Genomic DNA, 16,256 nt, shown 5'->3' on the forward strand with positions numbered 1-16,256 from the left:
CGCCAACACACCCCGTTGGGGGGCGCAGCAAGCCAAAATCTCGTCATCAGAGCCATTTTTCAAAGCGAATAGGCTCCGCGTCGAACCGCTCCACAAAAAATCAGCAGCTTATTCAGCGTAGCCTTAATGTATAGCCGCGATGAAGCGTACAGCTGCACCAGCGCGTTCGTGGCATCGACACCGCTCAGCCGGCCATAGCCGGCAAGCCTCCGCACGACGGCGCCGTTCTTCTGCTCCACCCAGGCCTGGTCGTTCTTCTTGTAGGCCCTCGAGCGCGTCTGCACAAGGCCACGGCCCTTGCAGTAGTCGAGGACGCTCTGGTTCATGAACGCACTGTCATTATCCGAGTCAACTCCAAGCATCGCGAATGGCAGATCGGCAGCCGCCTTCTCAAATCCTTCAATCACCAGCATCTGGTTACGTACTCGCATGGCCACACATTCTGTCCAGCCGCTGGCGATATCAGTCAGCGTGAGGGTGTGGACAAATTCACCGTCTATCTTCGATCCGCCGCAGTGTTCGACCATGTCGATCTCGAAGAAGCCAGGTGGTGGATCGCGCCAGTCGGCGAAGGTACGCACTGGAATGCTGCGCCGGATGCCCGAGCCCACTCCCGTACGCCGTTTGCGCTGCCCATCGATGTGCGCACGCGCATTGGCTAGCATGCGATCGATGGTCGCCGCGCTGATCTGCAGGAGTTTGGCCTTGACGACTGGATTCAGGTCGAGATGGCCGTGCCGCTCCATGGCATCAACCAGCTTCGGTATCAGCGCTTGTAGTCGCTTGCCGCAGACCCGGTCGGCAGCTTCCCACAACACTGTCAGTGCCTGGCGTACCGCTTCGTCATATAGCCGGTTGCGCTCGCTCGTCCCCTTTGCCGCGCCGGGCTTTTGTCGTAACAACCGGATGGCGTGTTTGCGGTGATACCCGGTCAAAGCCACGAACTCGTCGAGGATCCTGACCCGGTCACCGAACGTCGCGCTGCCATACCGCAATTGCAATGCTGCGACCAACTCCTTGCGTGTCGTCATGCTGATTTGCCTCGTCACCTCGTGCCGCTCCCGCCGGACAATCCGACGGGTAGCAAACTACGTGAGGCAACAGGTCAGCGCGAGTTGCAATTCTGATGAGTCAATGCGCGAGCAGACTGCTTGTCGCTCGCGGTGCGCCGGCGGTAGCTTTCGACATTCATTTCAAAGATCGTCGAATGGTGGACGAGTCGGTCAATCGCGGCGATGGTCATGCCGGGGTCGGGGAACACGTTATCCCAGCCTGAGAACGGCTGGTTGGCCGTGATCAGCAGACTGCGCCGCTCATAGCGCTCGGCGATCAGCTCGAATAGGACACTGGTTTCGGCCTGGTCCTTGCGGGCGAACGACAGGTCGTCCAGGATGATCAGGTCGAAGCGGTCGAGCTTGGCCAGGGCGGCAGGCAACTGCAGGCTCTGCCTGGCTGCCTGCAGCTTCTGGACGATCTCGCTGGTGCGCGTGAACAGCACCCGGTACCCAGTGTCGATCAGGGCATGCCCGATGGCCGATCCGAGGTGGCTCTTCCCACCGCCCGGCGGGCCGAAGATCAGCCCATTGGCACCTTTCTCGAGCCAGGAATCACCGCTCGCCAGCGCCATCACGTGCGCCTTGGAGACCATGGGCACTGCACTGAAGTCGAAGGCGGCCAGCGTCTTGGTTGGATCCAGGCGAGACTCGGTTCGGTGTCGTTCGATACGCCGCTTGGCCCGTTCGGCCAGTTCGTGTTCGAGCAAGGCGCCATGCAGCCGGCTACCCTTCGGCGCTTCCCGACCCGTTCCTGCCCTTCATTGACGGGTGGTGTCAACGGCAGGTTTCGAGGTCAAACGGTCGTCCCGTCACTCGGGCTCACCCGCAGAGATGCCAGCCGTTGCGGTGTGCCGTTCGACGTGGGTGAGTACGGCTAAGCATATTTGTCGCCGACCGTACTGCGGATCGGATGGGTATCGTAGATGATGATCATCCGTTCGATGCGTCCGTTGTCGTCGAAGTCGAACACGTCCACACAGTCGAAGCGCGCGGCCGAACCATCTCTCAGCCCCCAGTCGTAGACGAAATAACCCGTCGCACGTCGAGCCCCCATCGTGCTGACGCAGATGTCGATGAGTGTGATTCGGCTTTCTCCCGACGCTGCCTGGACCTTCGCAAAGAAGGGTCCCGGCTGCATCCAGCCTAGAAATGGCGAGAAGATCTGCGCGTCCGGCGTGAACAACGCGCAGATTGCATCGACATCGCCGCGCTCCAGTTCCTGCAGATAGGAGCGAATCTGCCGCGTGTATAGTGCTTCCAGCGGAATGCCCACCATTGTCCTCCAATCATTCATTGACTGCCCGGCCTGCTCGAACGAACAGGTACCCGTACAGGCACGATAGCGATCCACCGATGACTGAACAATCGAAAAATTCGCAAGCCGGGTATGCGGTGCATGCATACCCGCTGGGTGATCTCACGCGTCCCCTGCCTGCGCTGGCAGCGTTTCAGTCGTTCGTCGCCGCTGCGCAGCTTGGTAGTGTCAGCAAGGCTGCGGACCACCTGTGCCGCACCCAGGGCGCCGTGAGTCGTCAGATTCAGCAACTGGAAGCGCATTATCGATGCGCGCTCTTTTTGCGCCATGCGTCAGGGCTGACACTGACCGTGGAAGGAAGCGCATTATTTACGGTGGCGGTGAGCGCGCTCACGCTACTGGTCCAGCACGCAGACATCCAGGCTGGAACGACAACGGTCGTTACCTTGCGGTTACCGTCCACGTTCGCGATTCGCTGGTTGCTCCCACGGCTGCCGGACATCAATCGTGCGCTGGGCGGGGTGGAGCTGCGCATCTCGACATCGGCGAACGACACGCCGGAGTTCACCACGCCCGATGTCGATGCGATCGTCGTTCGCGGCACAGGGCAGTGGAGCGGTCTGGAATCCCTGCCGTTGTTTGCGGAGACGCTCACGCCGATGTGCACCGCCGATCTGGCCGCATCGCTGAAGTCGGTCGCCGACCTTTCTCGCGCTACGTTACTCCATCCCGGACACAGCCATGAGGAGTGGCGATGCTGGCTTCAGCAGGTTGGCGCACGGCAGGTTGACGCGAGCCTCGGACTCGTCTTCGATACGCTCGAACTGACGCTCGCGGCTGCTATGGAAGGCCACGGCGTCGCCATCGGCGACCCGCGCATGGCGCGGGACCGGCTGCGGGCGGGGACACTGGTGACGCCGTTTGACGACGTGGCGCAAAACGGCCTGTCCTACTTCCTCGTCTATCCGCCCCAACGCGCAGCGCAGCCCAAGATTCGGGCCCTTGCTGACATCCTATTGCGGCTTGCACGAGAAGACTAATCGCTGGCATGTGAAAAGCAGTCTTGTACTGTGATGTCTCAATGCGAAACATGATTTCAACTGCCGACGATAGACAAGCCGAATTGACAGGCGAGAGGCTGATCGTTGAGTGTAGCCCCGACATTCGACTGTCCGCCCGAGAGTGCAAGCAAACGGCTGAAGATGGCCGGTCTCTGCCCACATGTTGCGCACCCGCGCTTCCTTGAACATCTCTTTCACCACTGCTGCTTCCAGCGGATGGGGCCCCCGCCGGGTGCTCAGGACCTGCAGCGGCTACCGCCGTTCCCACCACCGGGTAGCCAATATCGCAGACGCCCCCGCACGCGGTGTCACACCCCGCTGATGTGCTGGCAATGTTCGCGAAACCAGCGGTCCAGCCCCTGCTGCGCGCCGGACCAGGTCGGCATCTCGCCGACTGCGCCGGGCGCCAAACCAAGGCTCTCCCACGCCGACTGCAAGAGTTGATCTACAGGCTTCCAGAAACGCCCACCCAGAGTCTGCGGCTCTAGAACAACGTCGTAGGCTGCAATCCATGCGCAAAGAGCCCGCCGGTCTTGCTCCGAGGGCAGCTCGGCCGACTGCAGCGCCCGTGGCGGGGGCCTGCCGATCGCGGCCGCCTCCAGCCATGCGGCCAAGGCACCACCCAGCGGCTGTTCGGCCAGTATGGCCGACAGCGCGACGCCTCGGCGCAGGTCCGCGAGCACGTACAGGCATGCGCGCGGCGGAGTCTGCCCGCGAAAGAGCGTGCAGTGGAGGGCCCAGGTACGGGCGGAGGGCGAAGGGGGCGTCTGCAAGGGCATGGGCGATAACTGGAGAGCCGCTTCCTATCGCAAGCAAAGTTCGCGCCGGCCGAGATGTCAAGCGCTGGCCACTCGGAATGCATCGCTGGGTCCTCATGGGCCCGGTTGCCGAGCCCATGCAGGTGCATCCCTCGCGCACCGGGTAGCGAGGGCGGGCCTCGCCCAGCACGCGTGTTGCGAGAGCCAGCGCCGGTCGGCTGTTCCCGACCCTTCTGAGCCGTTCGACTCCTCCACAACTCGGTGGCAGCTATCCGAGTCCAACAGTCTTCCGCTTCCACTGTCGCTTTGGCAGTTGATCGACCGACGCGGGCGATCGCTTGTCGACGGCTGCTCCGCATAGCCAATCCAGAGCATGATAAAGGCATCGCCGTTGTCCAGGCCCACGGTCCGCTCTATGTCAGGTTCGCCACATACCACGGCGTATCGGAGACGTTTGCGCGTGCTATCTCGCATTGCAGTCGCCCGTCCGCTGGTGCCCCAACCTATCCAAATTCTCCCCCTCATCCACGCCGGCGCCGTCGAAGCGTCTGCGATGGGAGAACCCCAAAGTAGGCGCGATAGAGCGCCGCGAACCGGCCAAAGTCCCAGACACCAAATCGTCCGCAGATCGCGGATACCGTATCGCCCGGCATCGCATTGCATAGGGCTGCGCGAATAGCATGCATGCGGTACAGCGCTAGGTAGCGATGCGGTCCCATGCCCAGGTATCGATGGAACACGTTGCGAACCGTGCGTTCGGATGCATCGGCAGCCGCGCAGAGGTCGTCCACAAGGACCGTCGTTTCCCCCACGCGATTGAGGTAGCCCAGCGCCCTGCTCAGGATCTGCCGATGACGAGGGTTGAGCCGGAGATGGGTCGCGCCATCGCCGACCGTCAGCACGGCGCGAAACACGAGGTTGATCAGCTCGGCGCGAGCCGTGAGCGTGGCGGCCGGATGGCGCAATTGGTCTGGGTCGTCGCGCTCGACGCGCAAGATGCGCCGAATCGTTGCCAGCAGTTGCGGCACGCCGTTTCGACCGGTGCAGACCAGATTGTTGGCGAGCAGCGTGGCGTCGAACTCGTCGACGTGCGTGTGGACCCAGTGCAGGACCAATGGCGCCGATATCGCCACCGTCAGCCAGCTTGCCGCCCGCTCCGCAACGATGTGGAACATCTGGTCGGGCGCCATCCAGCCGACCGTGCGCTCGTCGAAGGCACGGCCATCGACAATGGTGCATTGTTGTGCACTCAACGGCACGAAGACATTGAAGTAGTCGGGCATGCCGATACCCGAATAGGCCGTGGAGGCGCCCTCCCGGCCCATCATGATCGCCACGCCATTGAGGTCGATCACCTTGAGCTGCCAGTCTCGCTGCGGCCGGGACCGCAAGACATACCTTCCCTGGACGCCGTAAAGCGCCGCCTCGAATTCGTCGAACTCGGGGCAGACCAGCTTCGTCAATGGATTGCTCCTTGGGCGGCCCTTCACGGCGGGTTGCCATGCAAGTCCAGGCGACATTTGCCGATTTTACGTAGCCGGGGACCAAGGTTTCAAGAAATAATTACCAGCAAATGGATGCGAAGGGGAGACCATGACGGAATCCAGCCAACCAGGGACGTATCCCGCGGCTTCCACAGGATTGCTGCTTGTGGATCCCTACAACGATTTCCTCAGTGAGGGCGGCAAGCTCAACGGCCGGGCAAAGCCGGTAGCCGACCAGGTCTATAGGGGACCGTACTGATCGGACGCAAGGGGAAGCGCAAAATGAACGATGAAAACGGGTCGGTGATGACAGCGACGCGCCGTGGCGTCCTGAAGGCCGTCGCGTCAGTGGCGGCATTGTTCACGATGTCTCGCGCGGCGGACGCCGCCACCAACGCGACCGCCCCGGCGAGCAGGGGCAACCAACAAGGAGACAATGCCATGCATACGGTCAGAACGAAGGACGGCGTCGACATATTTTACAAAGACTGGGGGAGTGGCCAGCCCATTGTTTTCTCCCACGGATGGCCGCTGAGCGCGGACGACTGGGACGCGCAGATGATGTTCTTCCTGAACCACGGATTCCGGGTGATCGCCCATGACCGGCGTGGCCACGGCAGGTCGACCCAGACTGCCAGCGGTCACGACATGAGCCACTATGCCGACGATCTGGCAACGGTGACGTCCCATCTAGACCTGAAGAACGCCATCCATGTCGGCCACTCCACCGGCGGTGGCGAAGTCGTCCGCTATCTGGCTCGACACGGGGAAAGTCGCGTTGCGAAAGCCGTGCTGATCGCCGCGGTGCCACCATTGATGGTCAAGACTGAGGCCAATCCGGGTGGATTGCCGAAGGACGTCTTCGACGGCTTCCAGGCGCAGGTCGCAAACAACCGAGCACAGTTCTACCGTGACATTCCAGCCGGTCCCTTCTACGGTTTCAATCGACCGGGCGTCAAGGCGGACGAAGGCGTCATCGCGAACTGGTGGCGGCAGGGCATGCAGGGCGGCGCCAAGGCGCACTACGACGGCATCGTCGCCTTTTCACAGACCGATTTCACGGAGGACCTGAAAAAGATCACTGTGCCGACGTTGGTAATGCATGGCGACGACGACCAGATTGTGCCCTATGCTGACTCCGCACCCCTTTCGGCAAAGCTGTTGCGCAATGGCATCCTGAAGACATACAAGGGATTCCCACATGGCATGCCTACCACGCATGCCGAGACAATTAACGCGGACCTGTTGGCTTTCGTTCGCTCCTGATTATTCCCCCCCGCTCGCGCAGACGTGCTGCCGATACGGATCCTCCACGGCGTCTAAGCAAGCGAACCCGGAGTGCCATCATGCTCAACCTCAGTCCGCTCGGAATACTCCACACCTCGATTGCCCTGGTGGCAGTGGCGTGTGGTCTGGTGGCGTTGTTTAAGCACGGCGAAATCGAGATGAGGACGCGATCCGGCCGGCTCTATATATGGCTGACGGCAGCTACGGCATTCACCGGGCTCTTTATTTTCCGCCATGGCGGATTCGGGCCGCCCCATGCACTGGCAATCTTGACGTTGGCAGTGCTCGCCATTGCCAGTGCCTGCGAGCGACATAGGGAAGCGGGCGTAGCACGCTACCTTGCCGTACTGGGCTACTCGCTTACGCTGTTCTTCCATCTGATCCCAGGATTGACGGAGACCGGCACGCGCATCCCGATCGGCAATCCGGCCTTCAGCGGTCCGGAAGATCCGACACTGAAGGCTATGGTTGGCATCGGCTTCCTCGTCTACCTGACTGGCGCGACGGTCCAGGCGATGCGTATCCGCCGCTCCCACCGACTGACGGTCAGCCCCTGAATCTCTGTTGCCCTTGCCATGAGCCAGCCAAAACAAGGACAGCCGCGGCTATTTGCCCAACTGCCGCTGCTCGACGGCATTCTTGAACAGCATAGGGCGCAACTCGGCGCCGACTTCATCGCCTATCGCAACCACGCGTATCGGGTCGCCAATTTTTGCAGCCCGCTAGCGCCATCCGCGGTGGCCGGAGAGCCTGTCATCAGCATCGCTGCCGCCTTTCACGACCTGGGGATATGGACCGGCCGGACCTTTGATTACCTGCAGCCGTCCCGGCAGCTCGCAAGGGACTACCTGGACGATGCCGATTACCGGAGCATGGGCGAATTGGTGGACGCCATGATCTGCCAGCATCACAAGATCCGACCCTATCGCGGCACCGAAGGCGAGTTGGTCGAAGTGTTCCGGCAGGCCGACTGGGTAGACGTGACCGGCGGATTCATCACCGCGTCGATTCCGAAAGGATTTCTGGCCGATGTATTCGCGCGGTTTCCCAACGCCGGATTCCACCGCTGCCTTCTTCGGCTGACATGCCGGCACGCTGTCCTGCACCCCCTCAAGCCACTCCCAATGATCCGGTGGTGAGATAGCCACCAACTTTCCAGGAGATACAGTCATGAAGCGTTTTTTCGCCCGATGCATGCCAACCTTCGGCGTTCTGCCCACTGCGGGCCACGCGGCTGCCGTCGATGCCGCGGTCTCCGCGGGTACCGCCCCGACGTGCTACGTGACGGTCGAGGGCGACAGGATTGCCTACCGCAAGATAGGGCAGGGGCCGACGATCATTCTCGCCAACCGCTTACGCGGGACGCTCGATACATGGGATCCGTTGTTTCTTGACGGACTAGCGTCGCGGTACACCGTCGTCACCGTCGACTATCCCGGCATCGGTTACTCGACTGGCAAACTTCCCGACTCCATGGCATCGGCGTCGAAGTTCATCGATGAGTTCGCCAACGCAATCGAGGCCGATCGTTTCGTCATCCTCGGCTGGTCGTGGGGAGGACTTGTGGCTCAGACCTATCTTCTGGACCACGCGCAACGCGTTACTCACGCGATCCTCATCGGAACCAACCCACCCGGACACAACGATATCTCACTGCAGCAGGTGTTTCTCGATCGTGCATTCAAGCCTGTGAACGGTCTGGCGGATGAGGAGGTTTTGTTTTTCGAGCCCGCCTCCCAGGCAAGCCGTGCCGAGGCCAAGGCATCTCACGAACGCATCTACGCTAGGGCTGACGTTACCTCCAAGATACCCTCCAGGCCCGACGAGTTGGCACCGTACTTCACGGCGGCAGAGGGCTTCCATAAGGATGAGGAGCACCGGCGCGATCGCATGGGGCAGGTGAATGTGCCGATCCTGGTAATCGCAGGAGACCACGATACGAGCACCGCTGGGCAGAATTGGTTTCCTTTGATCGGGAATATGCGACAAGCACAGTTCATCTTCTTCTCCGAAGCGGGGCATGCACCACAGCACCAACACCCCGAACTTATTTCCGACTACATTCACGATTTTCTCGTTAGGACAGTGACAAAGCTTTCCTCAAACTAGATTGCCGGGCGCCCTCAAATCTGAAGTGCAACACCTTGCCATCCGGTTAGGTGCATTCGCGAGCATGGGTGCCCCTCCTTCAGCGGGCGTCAACACAGCAAAGCGTACGGCAGGATCGTCCGATACGACCGCCATGATCAGCGCAGGTACTGTCCGTTATCTGGTGCAGAGCTGCCTCTCAGGCGTCCGCACTAATCTGCGTGCCAGTGTCCGTAGATGGCCGAAGGACTAAACCGCTCGCGCGGTAGGGGCTACGGCCATACGGTGGTGGTTAGGGAGAGGCCGGTCACACGGTTCTATGTTGGCGAATGAGGCAATCCGCCTCGTTCTTCAACAGGAGCCAAATCATGACCTCCTTACCGGCAAACGCCAGTCCACTGCGTCAGCGCATGATCGACGACATGCGCATGCGCCAGCTCTCGCCGAAGACACAGGACACCTACCTGCACATCGTGCGCGAGTTTTCCCGGTTTCTCGGGCGTTCACCTGACACCGCCACTGCCGAGGACCTGCGGCGCTACCAACTGCATCTCGTCGATCACGGCACATCGCCTGTGTCACTGAACCACGCGATCACCGGCCTGAAGTTCTTTTTCGAGGTCACGCTTGACCAGCCTGAACTGATGGTCAGGATGCACCCGGTGCGCGTGCCACGCCACGCACATTACCCGTCGTGCTTAGCCCCGATGAAGTGCGGCGCCTAATCGAGGCGGCCGGCAACCTCAAGCACCAAACCGCGCTGTCGGTCGCCTACGGCGCCGGTCTGCGCGCCAGCGAAGTGGTGGCGCTGAAGGTGACTGACATCGACAGCCAGCGCATGACGCTGCGCATCGAGCAGGGCAAGGGCCGCCGCGACCGCTACGCCATGCTTTCCCCAGTGCTGCTCGAGCGCCTGCGCGTCTGGTGGCGCGTGGCCCGGGCCCAAGGCAAGATGCTGGATGGCGGGTGGCTGTTTCCCGGGCTCGATCCCGTCGACGCGCTCAGCACGCGGCAACTGAACCGCGCCATCCACGCCGCCGCCGAAGCTGCGCACATCGACAAGCGCGTGTCCATGCACACGCTGCGGCATTATCTACCCTTCCGGATTATGTCTTGTAGCCGCGTGATGGCCCGTTTTTCCGGGCAAATGGACGATGCCGAATAGAGATAATCTCGAACTCCTTCCACCCGCTCCCCCGTCGGGGAAGGAGTCCATCATGAAGTTCATCATCCATGATCAGGTCGTTCTCTTGCGAGAACCTGAAGGTCCACTCGCAGCCCATTTAACATCCTTTGCCAACGCCATCAGCGTGCAGGGCTACAACGTATGGTCCCTGAAGCGGTCGGTCCGAATCGCCGCATATTTCAGTCGATGGCTTAAACAGAGAGGTGTTGGCGTACAGGACATCTGCTCCGATCACGCAACACGATATTTACGCTATTGCGCCCGGCATTTCCGGCCTCGCAGCGACGATCGAGCAGCGCTCAGAAATCTTATTGACTTTCTTCGTGAGGAAGGCGTGATTCCGCCTGAGCAGATGGCAACAATTCGGATTTCAGAAGCTGAGCGCTGTGTACAGGAGTACGAGGAGTATTTGCGGGATATTCGAGCTCTCGCCAGAGTCACGATCATTCACTACGTGCCGTTTGTCCGCGAGTTTCTCAAACATCGTTTCGGGGACGGGAAGATCACACTATCGAAACTAAATGCGGCCGATGTCGTGCGCTTTGTGCAGGTCCAGGCGCCACGACTGCATTTAAAAGAGGCGAAGCTTATGACCACTGTCCTGCGATCTTTTCTGCGCTATGTGCGCTATCGCGGCGACATTACGCTGGACCTCGCTGCCGCCGTTCCCGTGGTTGCCAACTGGTCGATGCCGTCAATTCCCCGGGGAATCTCAGCAGACCAGACACGGAAGTTGCTGGCTAGCGTCGATCGACGGACTGCAGTCGGTCGTCGCGACTACGCGATCCTGCTGGTGCTCGCGCGACTGGGGTTGCGGTCCAGTGAAGTGGTCTTCCTCGAGCTCGATGATATCGACTGGGACGCAGGTCAACTGAGCGTACGCACCAAGGGTGGACAACGCATCGAGCTACCCTTACCTGCGGACGTCGGCAAAGCCCTCGCCGCCTACTTGCAACACGGTCGGCCGAAGAGCGCCAGTCGCCGCGTATTTTTACGTGCACGCGCGCACATCACCGGCTTGCGTGGGCCAAGTAGCCTCGGCTCCGTCGTTCGGCGTGCACTGCAGCGTGCCGGCATCGACGCGCCGACAACGGGTGCCCATCAGTTCCGCCACGGACTGGCTACCCAGATGCTGAACCATGGAGCTTCGCTCAGCGAGATTAGCGAGGTGTTGGGTCATCGTCACCCACAGACCACGATGATCTACACGCGGGTCGACATCAAGGCATTACGCGCACTCGCGTTGCCCTGGCCCGGAGGCGCGCGATGAACACGCTTCGGCAGGCTGTTCAGGATTACCTCGACCTGAGGCACAGCCTGGGATTCAAATTGAGGGAGGAGAGCACGGCGCTACCAGATTTCGTCGCGTTCATGGAACAGCATCGTGCGTCTTACGTTACGCAGGCGTTGGCGCTCGCTTGGGCCCGGCAACCCGCAAATGTTCAGCCCGACCGATGGGCGCAACGACTGCGCTGGTTGCGCGGGTTCACGCGATATCGCATTGCTACCGATCCCCGCACGGAGATACCAGCACCGGGTTTATTGTCATTTCAACCGAAGCGGGCTCGACCGTACCTATATTCGGCCGACGAGATCCGGTGTCTGCTACAGGCGGCGCTGCAGATGCCATACCACTATGAACGGGGTGCACTGCTGCCATGGACCTATCATTGCCTGTTCGGGCTGTTGAGCGTGACGGGTATGCGCTTGGGTGAAGCGCGCAATCTCGAACTTCAGGACGTGGATCTGACGGAGGCGATATTGACGATCCGCGGCGCGAAGCTCGGAAAGACCAGACTTATTCCTTTGGATGCCTCGACATGCAAGGTGCTCGCAGACTACATCACGCGGCGGAAGCATCACTGGGCGGGTCGACCGGTATCTTCCTATCTCTTTGTTTCCAGCCGCGGTAACAGGATGGATGCCGGCGCGATTCATCGCACTTTCTATTCGTTGTCGCGACAGATTGGCTTGCGCGGGGCATCCGACAGTCGCGGGCCGCGTCTGCACGACATGAGGCACGTTTTCGCGACGAACACACTTGTTCGCTGGTACAAGTCCGGAGATGACCCGGAGCGCTGTCTGCCAATCCTGTCAGCCTACCTCGGCCATGCTCACGTCGAGGATACGCAGTGGTATCTGAACGGCTCGCCTGAATTGATGCGCGAGGCGATGCGCCGGCTCGAACAACTCTGGGAGAACCGGTCATGAATAATGCCACCACCGTTGCTCCGTTACTGGAGCGTTTCTTCACGCAGCGCCTGATGCAGCAGCGCCATGCGAGTCCACACACGATCAGTTCCTATCGCGATACCTTTCGTCAATTTCTTAAGTTCGTGCAGCAGCGCCTGCATAAGCCACCGTCGCGACTGAACTTCGAAGACATCGATGCTCCTCTGATCGTCGCGTTCCTGGACGAGCTTGAGAAGAACCAGGGCGTTAGCGTTCGCACCCGAAATCTGCGCCTCGCGGCGATACATTCCTTCTTTCGCTACGCCGCTTACGAAGCACCGGCCCATTCCGCACAGATCCAACGGGTGCTTTCCATCCCCTGCAAGCGCTTTACCCGTACGCTGATCCACTTCCTGACGCCTCCAGAAGTCGACGCCTTGCTTGCCGCGCCTGATCAAGGCACGTGGTCTGGCCGGCGCGATCACGCCTTTCTGTTGGTTGCAGTACAGACCGGCCTTCGCCTGTCCGAGATGACCGGGCTCAATCGTGAGGACCTGATCCTTGGCGCCGGCGCTCACGTGCGCGTGATCGGGAAAGGTCGAAAAGAGTGCTGTACACCTATCGCCAGATCCACACGCGCCGTACTGAAAGCGTGGTTGCGAGAACCACAACGCGGCGATGGCACGGTCCTGTTTCCCAGCGAGCGGGGTGAACGCCTCAGCGTCCACGGTGTGCAATACCTGCTAAACAAGCACCGCAAGACCGCGTGTGAAGTTTGTCCGTCATTGAAGCAGAAGCGGGTCACTGTCCACTGTTTAAGACACACCATGGCCATGGACCTTCTTCAATCAGGCGTTCGCCGCTCGGTCATCGCGTTGTGGCTCGGGCATGAATCGGTGGAAACCACGGAGATCTATGTCGAAGCGACCCTTGCGATAAAGGAACAGGCCCTTGAGAAGGCAACTCCGCGACGCGGCAAGCCAGGACGCTTCAAGCCGACAGACGAGCTACTCGACTTCCTGAACAGTCTTTAGACCCTCCAAATTATGTCGGGTGATCGCTTCAGTTCATCTGCTTTACGACCCGTAATCAGCAGCCGATCGTCGGAGCTCGATCGTGTCACCCGACATAATCGGGAAGGGTAGATAGTGTCGCTTATATCGCTGGGTAGATAAGCGGCATAGTTTTGCGTCCCACCTGCTCGAACAGAAGGTGGACATCCGCGCGATCCAGGTGCTGCTCGGCCATGCGAAGCTCGAGAACACCGCGCTCTACGTGCAGGTGGCCACCGACCTGCTGCACGAAGTCACCAGCCCGCTGGACCGACTGCCTCCCGAGTAAGCCCACGCGCTGAAGCACCTCATCCTGGAGGTTGCGGACATCTTCCGGAGCCACGGGCCAGCGTGGCGAGCCACGACACACCTGAGCCTGGGGCAGTTGAAGGTCATGTCGGCCATCGAACAGTGCCGCACGGCGGCGCTGGGCGGGCATGTGCTGCGCTGCTCAGGTTGCGAGCGTATCGAGGTCGCCTTCAACTCCTGCCGCAACCGCCATTGCACGAAGTGCCAGACCAGTGCCGCCCACCGTTGGCTCGCGGCACGCCAGGCCGACCTGCTGCCAGTCGAGTACTACCACGTTGTGTTCACGCTGCCTGCACCAGTCGGCGCAATCGCCTGGTACAACAAGACGGTGATCTACGGGCTGCTGTTCGACATCGCCGCCGAAACACTCCGTACCATCGCCGCGGATCCAAGGCACTTGGGTGCCCGGATTGGCGCCACGCTCGTGCTGCACACCTGGGGCTCGGCGCTTACGCATCATCCGCACGTGCACGGCATCATCCCAGGCGGGGGCCTGTCGCCCGATGGTGAGCGGTGGATCGCATGCCGGACCGGCTTCTTCCTGCCTGTGCGCGTCCTGTCGCGTCTGTTCCGGCGCCGCTTCCTCGAAGCGCTCGAAGCCGCTCACCAGCGTTGCCAGTTGCAGTTCTTCGGCGAATACACGGAGCTTGCCAATGCGGCGACCTTTGCACGGTGGCTTGCGCCGCTGCGCTCCTGCGAGTGGGTCGTCTACGCCAAGCGTCCCTTTGCTGGACCAGACACCGTACTCGAATACCTCTCACGCTACACGCACCGGGTGGCGATCTCCAACCAGCGCCTGGTCGCCTTCGATGAGCGCGGTGTCACCTTCCGCTGGAAGGACTACCGCGCAAAGGGACGGACCCGCCAGAAGATCATGACGCTCGAAGCCGGCGAGTTCATACGTCGCTTCCTGCTCCATGTGCTGCCTGCCGGCTTCCATCGCATCCGTCACTACGGCCTGCTCGCCAACCCGGTACGCCGCGCCAATCTCGCGAAGGCCCGTGAACTGCTAGACGTCATGCCTGAGGCCGAGACCCCGCCCGACGATCCCGGGCTTGCTATCCGTGCGGTCTTCGTCTGCCGGCACTGCGGTGCGCCGATGCTCGTCATCGAGATCCTGGAACGCACTGCGCCCATTCGCGCACCACCCAAGCGGCGAGGCCAGATATGAGCACCACGCTTTCTGGACGCGCAACTCCACCGCCGGCTTTGCGGCAACGCGGCCTACGAGCGGACGTTTGCGCTTGCCGCTTCGCGCAGCCCCTCGCACGTCCGCTTCATCCTCGCGATTGCGCAACCGGACCGCCTCATCACCGCACCAGCCTCTACCCAGCAACCCGTTTAACCGCGCAACCTCCAACCCTGTTGGGCATCGCGGGCTATCAATCCCCATAGCCTCCAACACTCCAACCGCTTCGGAGCACTCCGCGGTTTCCTCCATCGAGGCTTGTTCGACGCCTGCCAGCAGCGCGCGGCGGCACACTCACGTTCCTGCGGGTGACGGCAGGCATCGAACAACCCTAAACGGCCTCTGCCGGTGGCGGGTCCGCGGCAGCGGCATGTTTAGCGTAGCGCGGCTCGACTCGGCGCCAGCGAGTGGCACATTTATCTCGCATACTTCCTACCCTTGTCCAGCAAGGCTCTGCGGTAGTCGGTTAGCTGCGGGGCCGTAAGTTGAAAAATTCAGTGAGTGTTGCAACGGCGACAGATTTACTGCATCTATGTTCCGTCTAAATGCAAAACATCTCCAATTTCATCAAACGCCAGATAGTCTGATCCGACGATCGTAATTCATCTGGGTCAGCACCTTTCGCATGGCCTTGACCTCTCGCTCGTCGACCTTTCGAAGATCCAACTCATAGCTCCGCAGGCTGGTAATCAAGCGCACTACGGCCGATTTTCTGTCAAGGTGGACTTCCTCAAGCAATTCCTCGTCGTCTTCTTCCACGTATCGGTCAAAGGAAACGCTCACTCCCCGCTCCCATTCTCCCAGAAGGTGTTCGTATTTCGGCGTGCGCATAAGGATGAGACTGTTGATCTCAGTCGGATCCGCTGGCTCGATGACGGCAAAGGACACTATCAAGTCGTCCCCATTCTCAGTCGAGATAAACGCGACGGCATCCATGTTATTCGGTCTAGGATTCTATGATTTCCGCAGCCACAAAGCACAATGATCGCGCCGCGACGTTCCCTGCCGGACGAGGAGGAGGCCAGGCACGAGCACGATCTCGGTCGATCCTCCTGCCCTTAGTTTCCACCGATTGTCCAATGCCCACCGGGCCATGTCCAGCCGTTGGCCCGTGAATCGACAGCGTGATTCGTCGTCAACTCCGCCGAGACAAGGGGCAGTCGCTCACCGATCACGTCAGTCGGGTCGACGGCCTTCTGCAAAGTTTTTCATCGGTCAACCTACGGCCAATCGAGCACGGTCGGCGATTGGCGCGAGTTCGGTGCCTTTCCCGTCATTCGAACCACCCCACGGTTTGGCACGTTTGAGTGACCGGTCTGGGAAAAATCGAATGCGTGCTATCGACCCCAAGGCGTCATTC

At 60.9% G+C, this 16,256-nt stretch carries 15 protein-coding genes and 3 pseudogenes; 12 read left to right on the top strand and 6 right to left on the bottom strand.

The features are described from left to right. Positions 1–59: 59 nt before the first annotated feature. From KB879_RS36070 to KB879_RS36080, 3 genes and pseudogenes are all read right to left on the bottom strand, one after another. Positions 60–1,031: a transposase family protein gene (locus KB879_RS36070; protein WP_249221381.1), complete on the bottom strand. Its 972-nt coding sequence runs from the start codon at positions 1,029–1,031 to the stop codon at positions 60–62. 74 nt (positions 1,032–1,105) lie between these two features. Continuing rightward, positions 1,106–1,777: pseudogene (gene istB / locus KB879_RS36075) on the bottom strand (IS21-like element helper ATPase IstB); the annotation flags it as partial. Between the two features lie 152 nt (positions 1,778–1,929). Beyond that, positions 1,930–2,331, bottom strand: coding sequence for a nuclear transport factor 2 family protein (locus tag KB879_RS36080; protein ID WP_211984497.1), 402 nt, complete (start codon positions 2,329–2,331; stop codon positions 1,930–1,932). 77 nt (positions 2,332–2,408) lie between these two features. Here KB879_RS36080 and KB879_RS36085 point away from each other — a divergent pair, with 77 nt between their 5' ends. Continuing rightward, a complete protein-coding gene (locus tag KB879_RS36085) occupies positions 2,409–3,350 on the top strand; it encodes a LysR substrate-binding domain-containing protein (protein WP_211982623.1) in 942 nt (313 codons plus the stop codon). A gap of 329 nt (positions 3,351–3,679) precedes the next feature. Here KB879_RS36085 and KB879_RS36090 read toward each other — a convergent pair whose 3' ends face one another. Both KB879_RS36090 and KB879_RS36095 read right to left on the bottom strand, forming a co-directional pair. Then, positions 3,680–4,054 (bottom strand): hypothetical protein, encoded by a 375-nt coding sequence (locus KB879_RS36090; RefSeq protein WP_249221382.1) that lies wholly within the window; start codon positions 4,052–4,054, stop codon positions 3,680–3,682. Between the two features lie 596 nt (positions 4,055–4,650). Next, the gene (locus KB879_RS36095) at positions 4,651–5,592 is read right to left on the bottom strand and encodes an AraC family transcriptional regulator (protein WP_211982627.1); all 942 of its coding nucleotides are present in this window, start codon (positions 5,590–5,592) and stop codon (positions 4,651–4,653) included. A gap of 130 nt (positions 5,593–5,722) precedes the next feature. On the opposite strand from KB879_RS36095, the gene KB879_RS36100 reads away from it, so the two are divergent. The 11 genes and pseudogenes from KB879_RS36100 (at position 5,723) to KB879_RS36150 (ending at position 14,878) form a co-directional block, all read left to right on the top strand. After that, entirely contained in the window at positions 5,723–5,872 is a 150-nt protein-coding gene (locus tag KB879_RS36100; RefSeq protein WP_211984615.1) for a hypothetical protein, read from the top strand. Positions 5,873–6,054: 182 nt separating this feature from the next. Beyond that, the gene (locus tag KB879_RS36105) at positions 6,055–6,879 is read left to right on the top strand and encodes an alpha/beta fold hydrolase (protein WP_035825742.1); all 825 of its coding nucleotides are present in this window, start codon (positions 6,055–6,057) and stop codon (positions 6,877–6,879) included. An 80-nt stretch (positions 6,880–6,959) separates the two neighbouring features. Beyond that, positions 6,960–7,457, top strand: a complete 498-nt coding sequence (locus KB879_RS36110) for a hypothetical protein (protein ID WP_035825720.1) — start codon at positions 6,960–6,962, stop codon at positions 7,455–7,457. An 18-nt stretch (positions 7,458–7,475) separates the two neighbouring features. Further along, the gene (locus KB879_RS36115) at positions 7,476–8,039 is read left to right on the top strand and encodes a hypothetical protein (protein WP_211982629.1); all 564 of its coding nucleotides are present in this window, start codon (positions 7,476–7,478) and stop codon (positions 8,037–8,039) included. 31 nt (positions 8,040–8,070) lie between these two features. Next, on the top strand, positions 8,071–9,009 hold the full coding sequence (locus KB879_RS36120) for an alpha/beta fold hydrolase (RefSeq protein ID WP_211982632.1): 939 nt from the start codon (positions 8,071–8,073) through the stop codon (positions 9,007–9,009). Between the two features lie 347 nt (positions 9,010–9,356). Beyond that, positions 9,357–10,153 (top strand): annotated as a pseudogene (locus tag KB879_RS36125) (tyrosine-type recombinase/integrase). 52 nt (positions 10,154–10,205) lie between these two features. Continuing rightward, positions 10,206–11,444 carry a site-specific integrase gene (locus KB879_RS36130; protein WP_211982635.1) on the top strand — a complete coding sequence of 413 codons (1,239 nt, stop codon included), beginning with the start codon at positions 10,206–10,208 and terminating at the stop codon, positions 11,442–11,444. Next, on the top strand, positions 11,441–12,385 hold the full coding sequence (locus KB879_RS36135; RefSeq protein ID WP_211982638.1) for a tyrosine-type recombinase/integrase: 945 nt from the start codon (positions 11,441–11,443) through the stop codon (positions 12,383–12,385). Before KB879_RS36130 ends, KB879_RS36135 begins: the two co-directional genes overlap by 4 nt. Continuing rightward, positions 12,382–13,380, top strand: a complete 999-nt coding sequence (locus KB879_RS36140) for a site-specific integrase (protein ID WP_211982640.1) — start codon at positions 12,382–12,384, stop codon at positions 13,378–13,380. The genes KB879_RS36135 and KB879_RS36140 overlap by 4 nt, the downstream gene beginning before the upstream one ends. A 142-nt stretch (positions 13,381–13,522) precedes the next feature. After that, positions 13,523–13,687 (top strand): annotated as a pseudogene (locus KB879_RS36145) (tyrosine-type recombinase/integrase); the annotation flags it as partial. Between the two features lie 9 nt (positions 13,688–13,696). Further along, positions 13,697–14,878, top strand: a complete 1,182-nt coding sequence (locus KB879_RS36150; protein WP_249221541.1) for an IS91 family transposase — start codon at positions 13,697–13,699, stop codon at positions 14,876–14,878. A 585-nt stretch (positions 14,879–15,463) separates the two neighbouring features. On the opposite strand, the gene KB879_RS36155 is transcribed toward KB879_RS36150, so the two are convergent. Then, entirely contained in the window at positions 15,464–15,832 is a 369-nt protein-coding gene (locus KB879_RS36155; RefSeq protein ID WP_211982643.1) for a hypothetical protein, read from the bottom strand. Positions 15,833–16,256: the final 424 nt, after the last annotated feature.

Origin of the sequence: Cupriavidus sp. KK10 (genome assembly GCF_018223725.1) — a bacterium.
GTDB lineage: Bacteria > Pseudomonadota > Gammaproteobacteria > Burkholderiales > Burkholderiaceae > Cupriavidus > Cupriavidus necator.

What these genes read in the sequence shown, in the direction of transcription:
- KB879_RS36070 (WP_249221381.1), bottom strand. Translation starts at nt 1,031, where the DNA reads ATGACGACACGCAAGGAGTTGGTCGCAGCATTGCAATTGCGGTATGGC.
- KB879_RS36080 (WP_211984497.1), bottom strand. Translation starts at nt 2,331, where the DNA reads ATGGTGGGCATTCCGCTGGAAGCACTATACACGCGGCAGATTCGCTCC.
- KB879_RS36085 (WP_211982623.1), top strand. Translation starts at nt 2,409, where the DNA reads ATGACTGAACAATCGAAAAATTCGCAAGCCGGGTATGCGGTGCATGCA.
- KB879_RS36100 (WP_211984615.1), top strand. Translation starts at nt 5,723, where the DNA reads ATGACGGAATCCAGCCAACCAGGGACGTATCCCGCGGCTTCCACAGGA.
- KB879_RS36105 (WP_035825742.1), top strand. Translation starts at nt 6,055, where the DNA reads ATGCATACGGTCAGAACGAAGGACGGCGTCGACATATTTTACAAAGAC.
- KB879_RS36110 (WP_035825720.1), top strand. Translation starts at nt 6,960, where the DNA reads ATGCTCAACCTCAGTCCGCTCGGAATACTCCACACCTCGATTGCCCTG.
- KB879_RS36115 (WP_211982629.1), top strand. Translation starts at nt 7,476, where the DNA reads ATGAGCCAGCCAAAACAAGGACAGCCGCGGCTATTTGCCCAACTGCCG.
- KB879_RS36120 (WP_211982632.1), top strand. Translation starts at nt 8,071, where the DNA reads ATGAAGCGTTTTTTCGCCCGATGCATGCCAACCTTCGGCGTTCTGCCC.
- KB879_RS36130 (WP_211982635.1), top strand. Translation starts at nt 10,206, where the DNA reads ATGAAGTTCATCATCCATGATCAGGTCGTTCTCTTGCGAGAACCTGAA.
- KB879_RS36135 (WP_211982638.1), top strand. Translation starts at nt 11,441, where the DNA reads ATGAACACGCTTCGGCAGGCTGTTCAGGATTACCTCGACCTGAGGCAC.
- KB879_RS36140 (WP_211982640.1), top strand. Translation starts at nt 12,382, where the DNA reads ATGAATAATGCCACCACCGTTGCTCCGTTACTGGAGCGTTTCTTCACG.
- KB879_RS36155 (WP_211982643.1), bottom strand. Translation starts at nt 15,832, where the DNA reads ATGGATGCCGTCGCGTTTATCTCGACTGAGAATGGGGACGACTTGATA.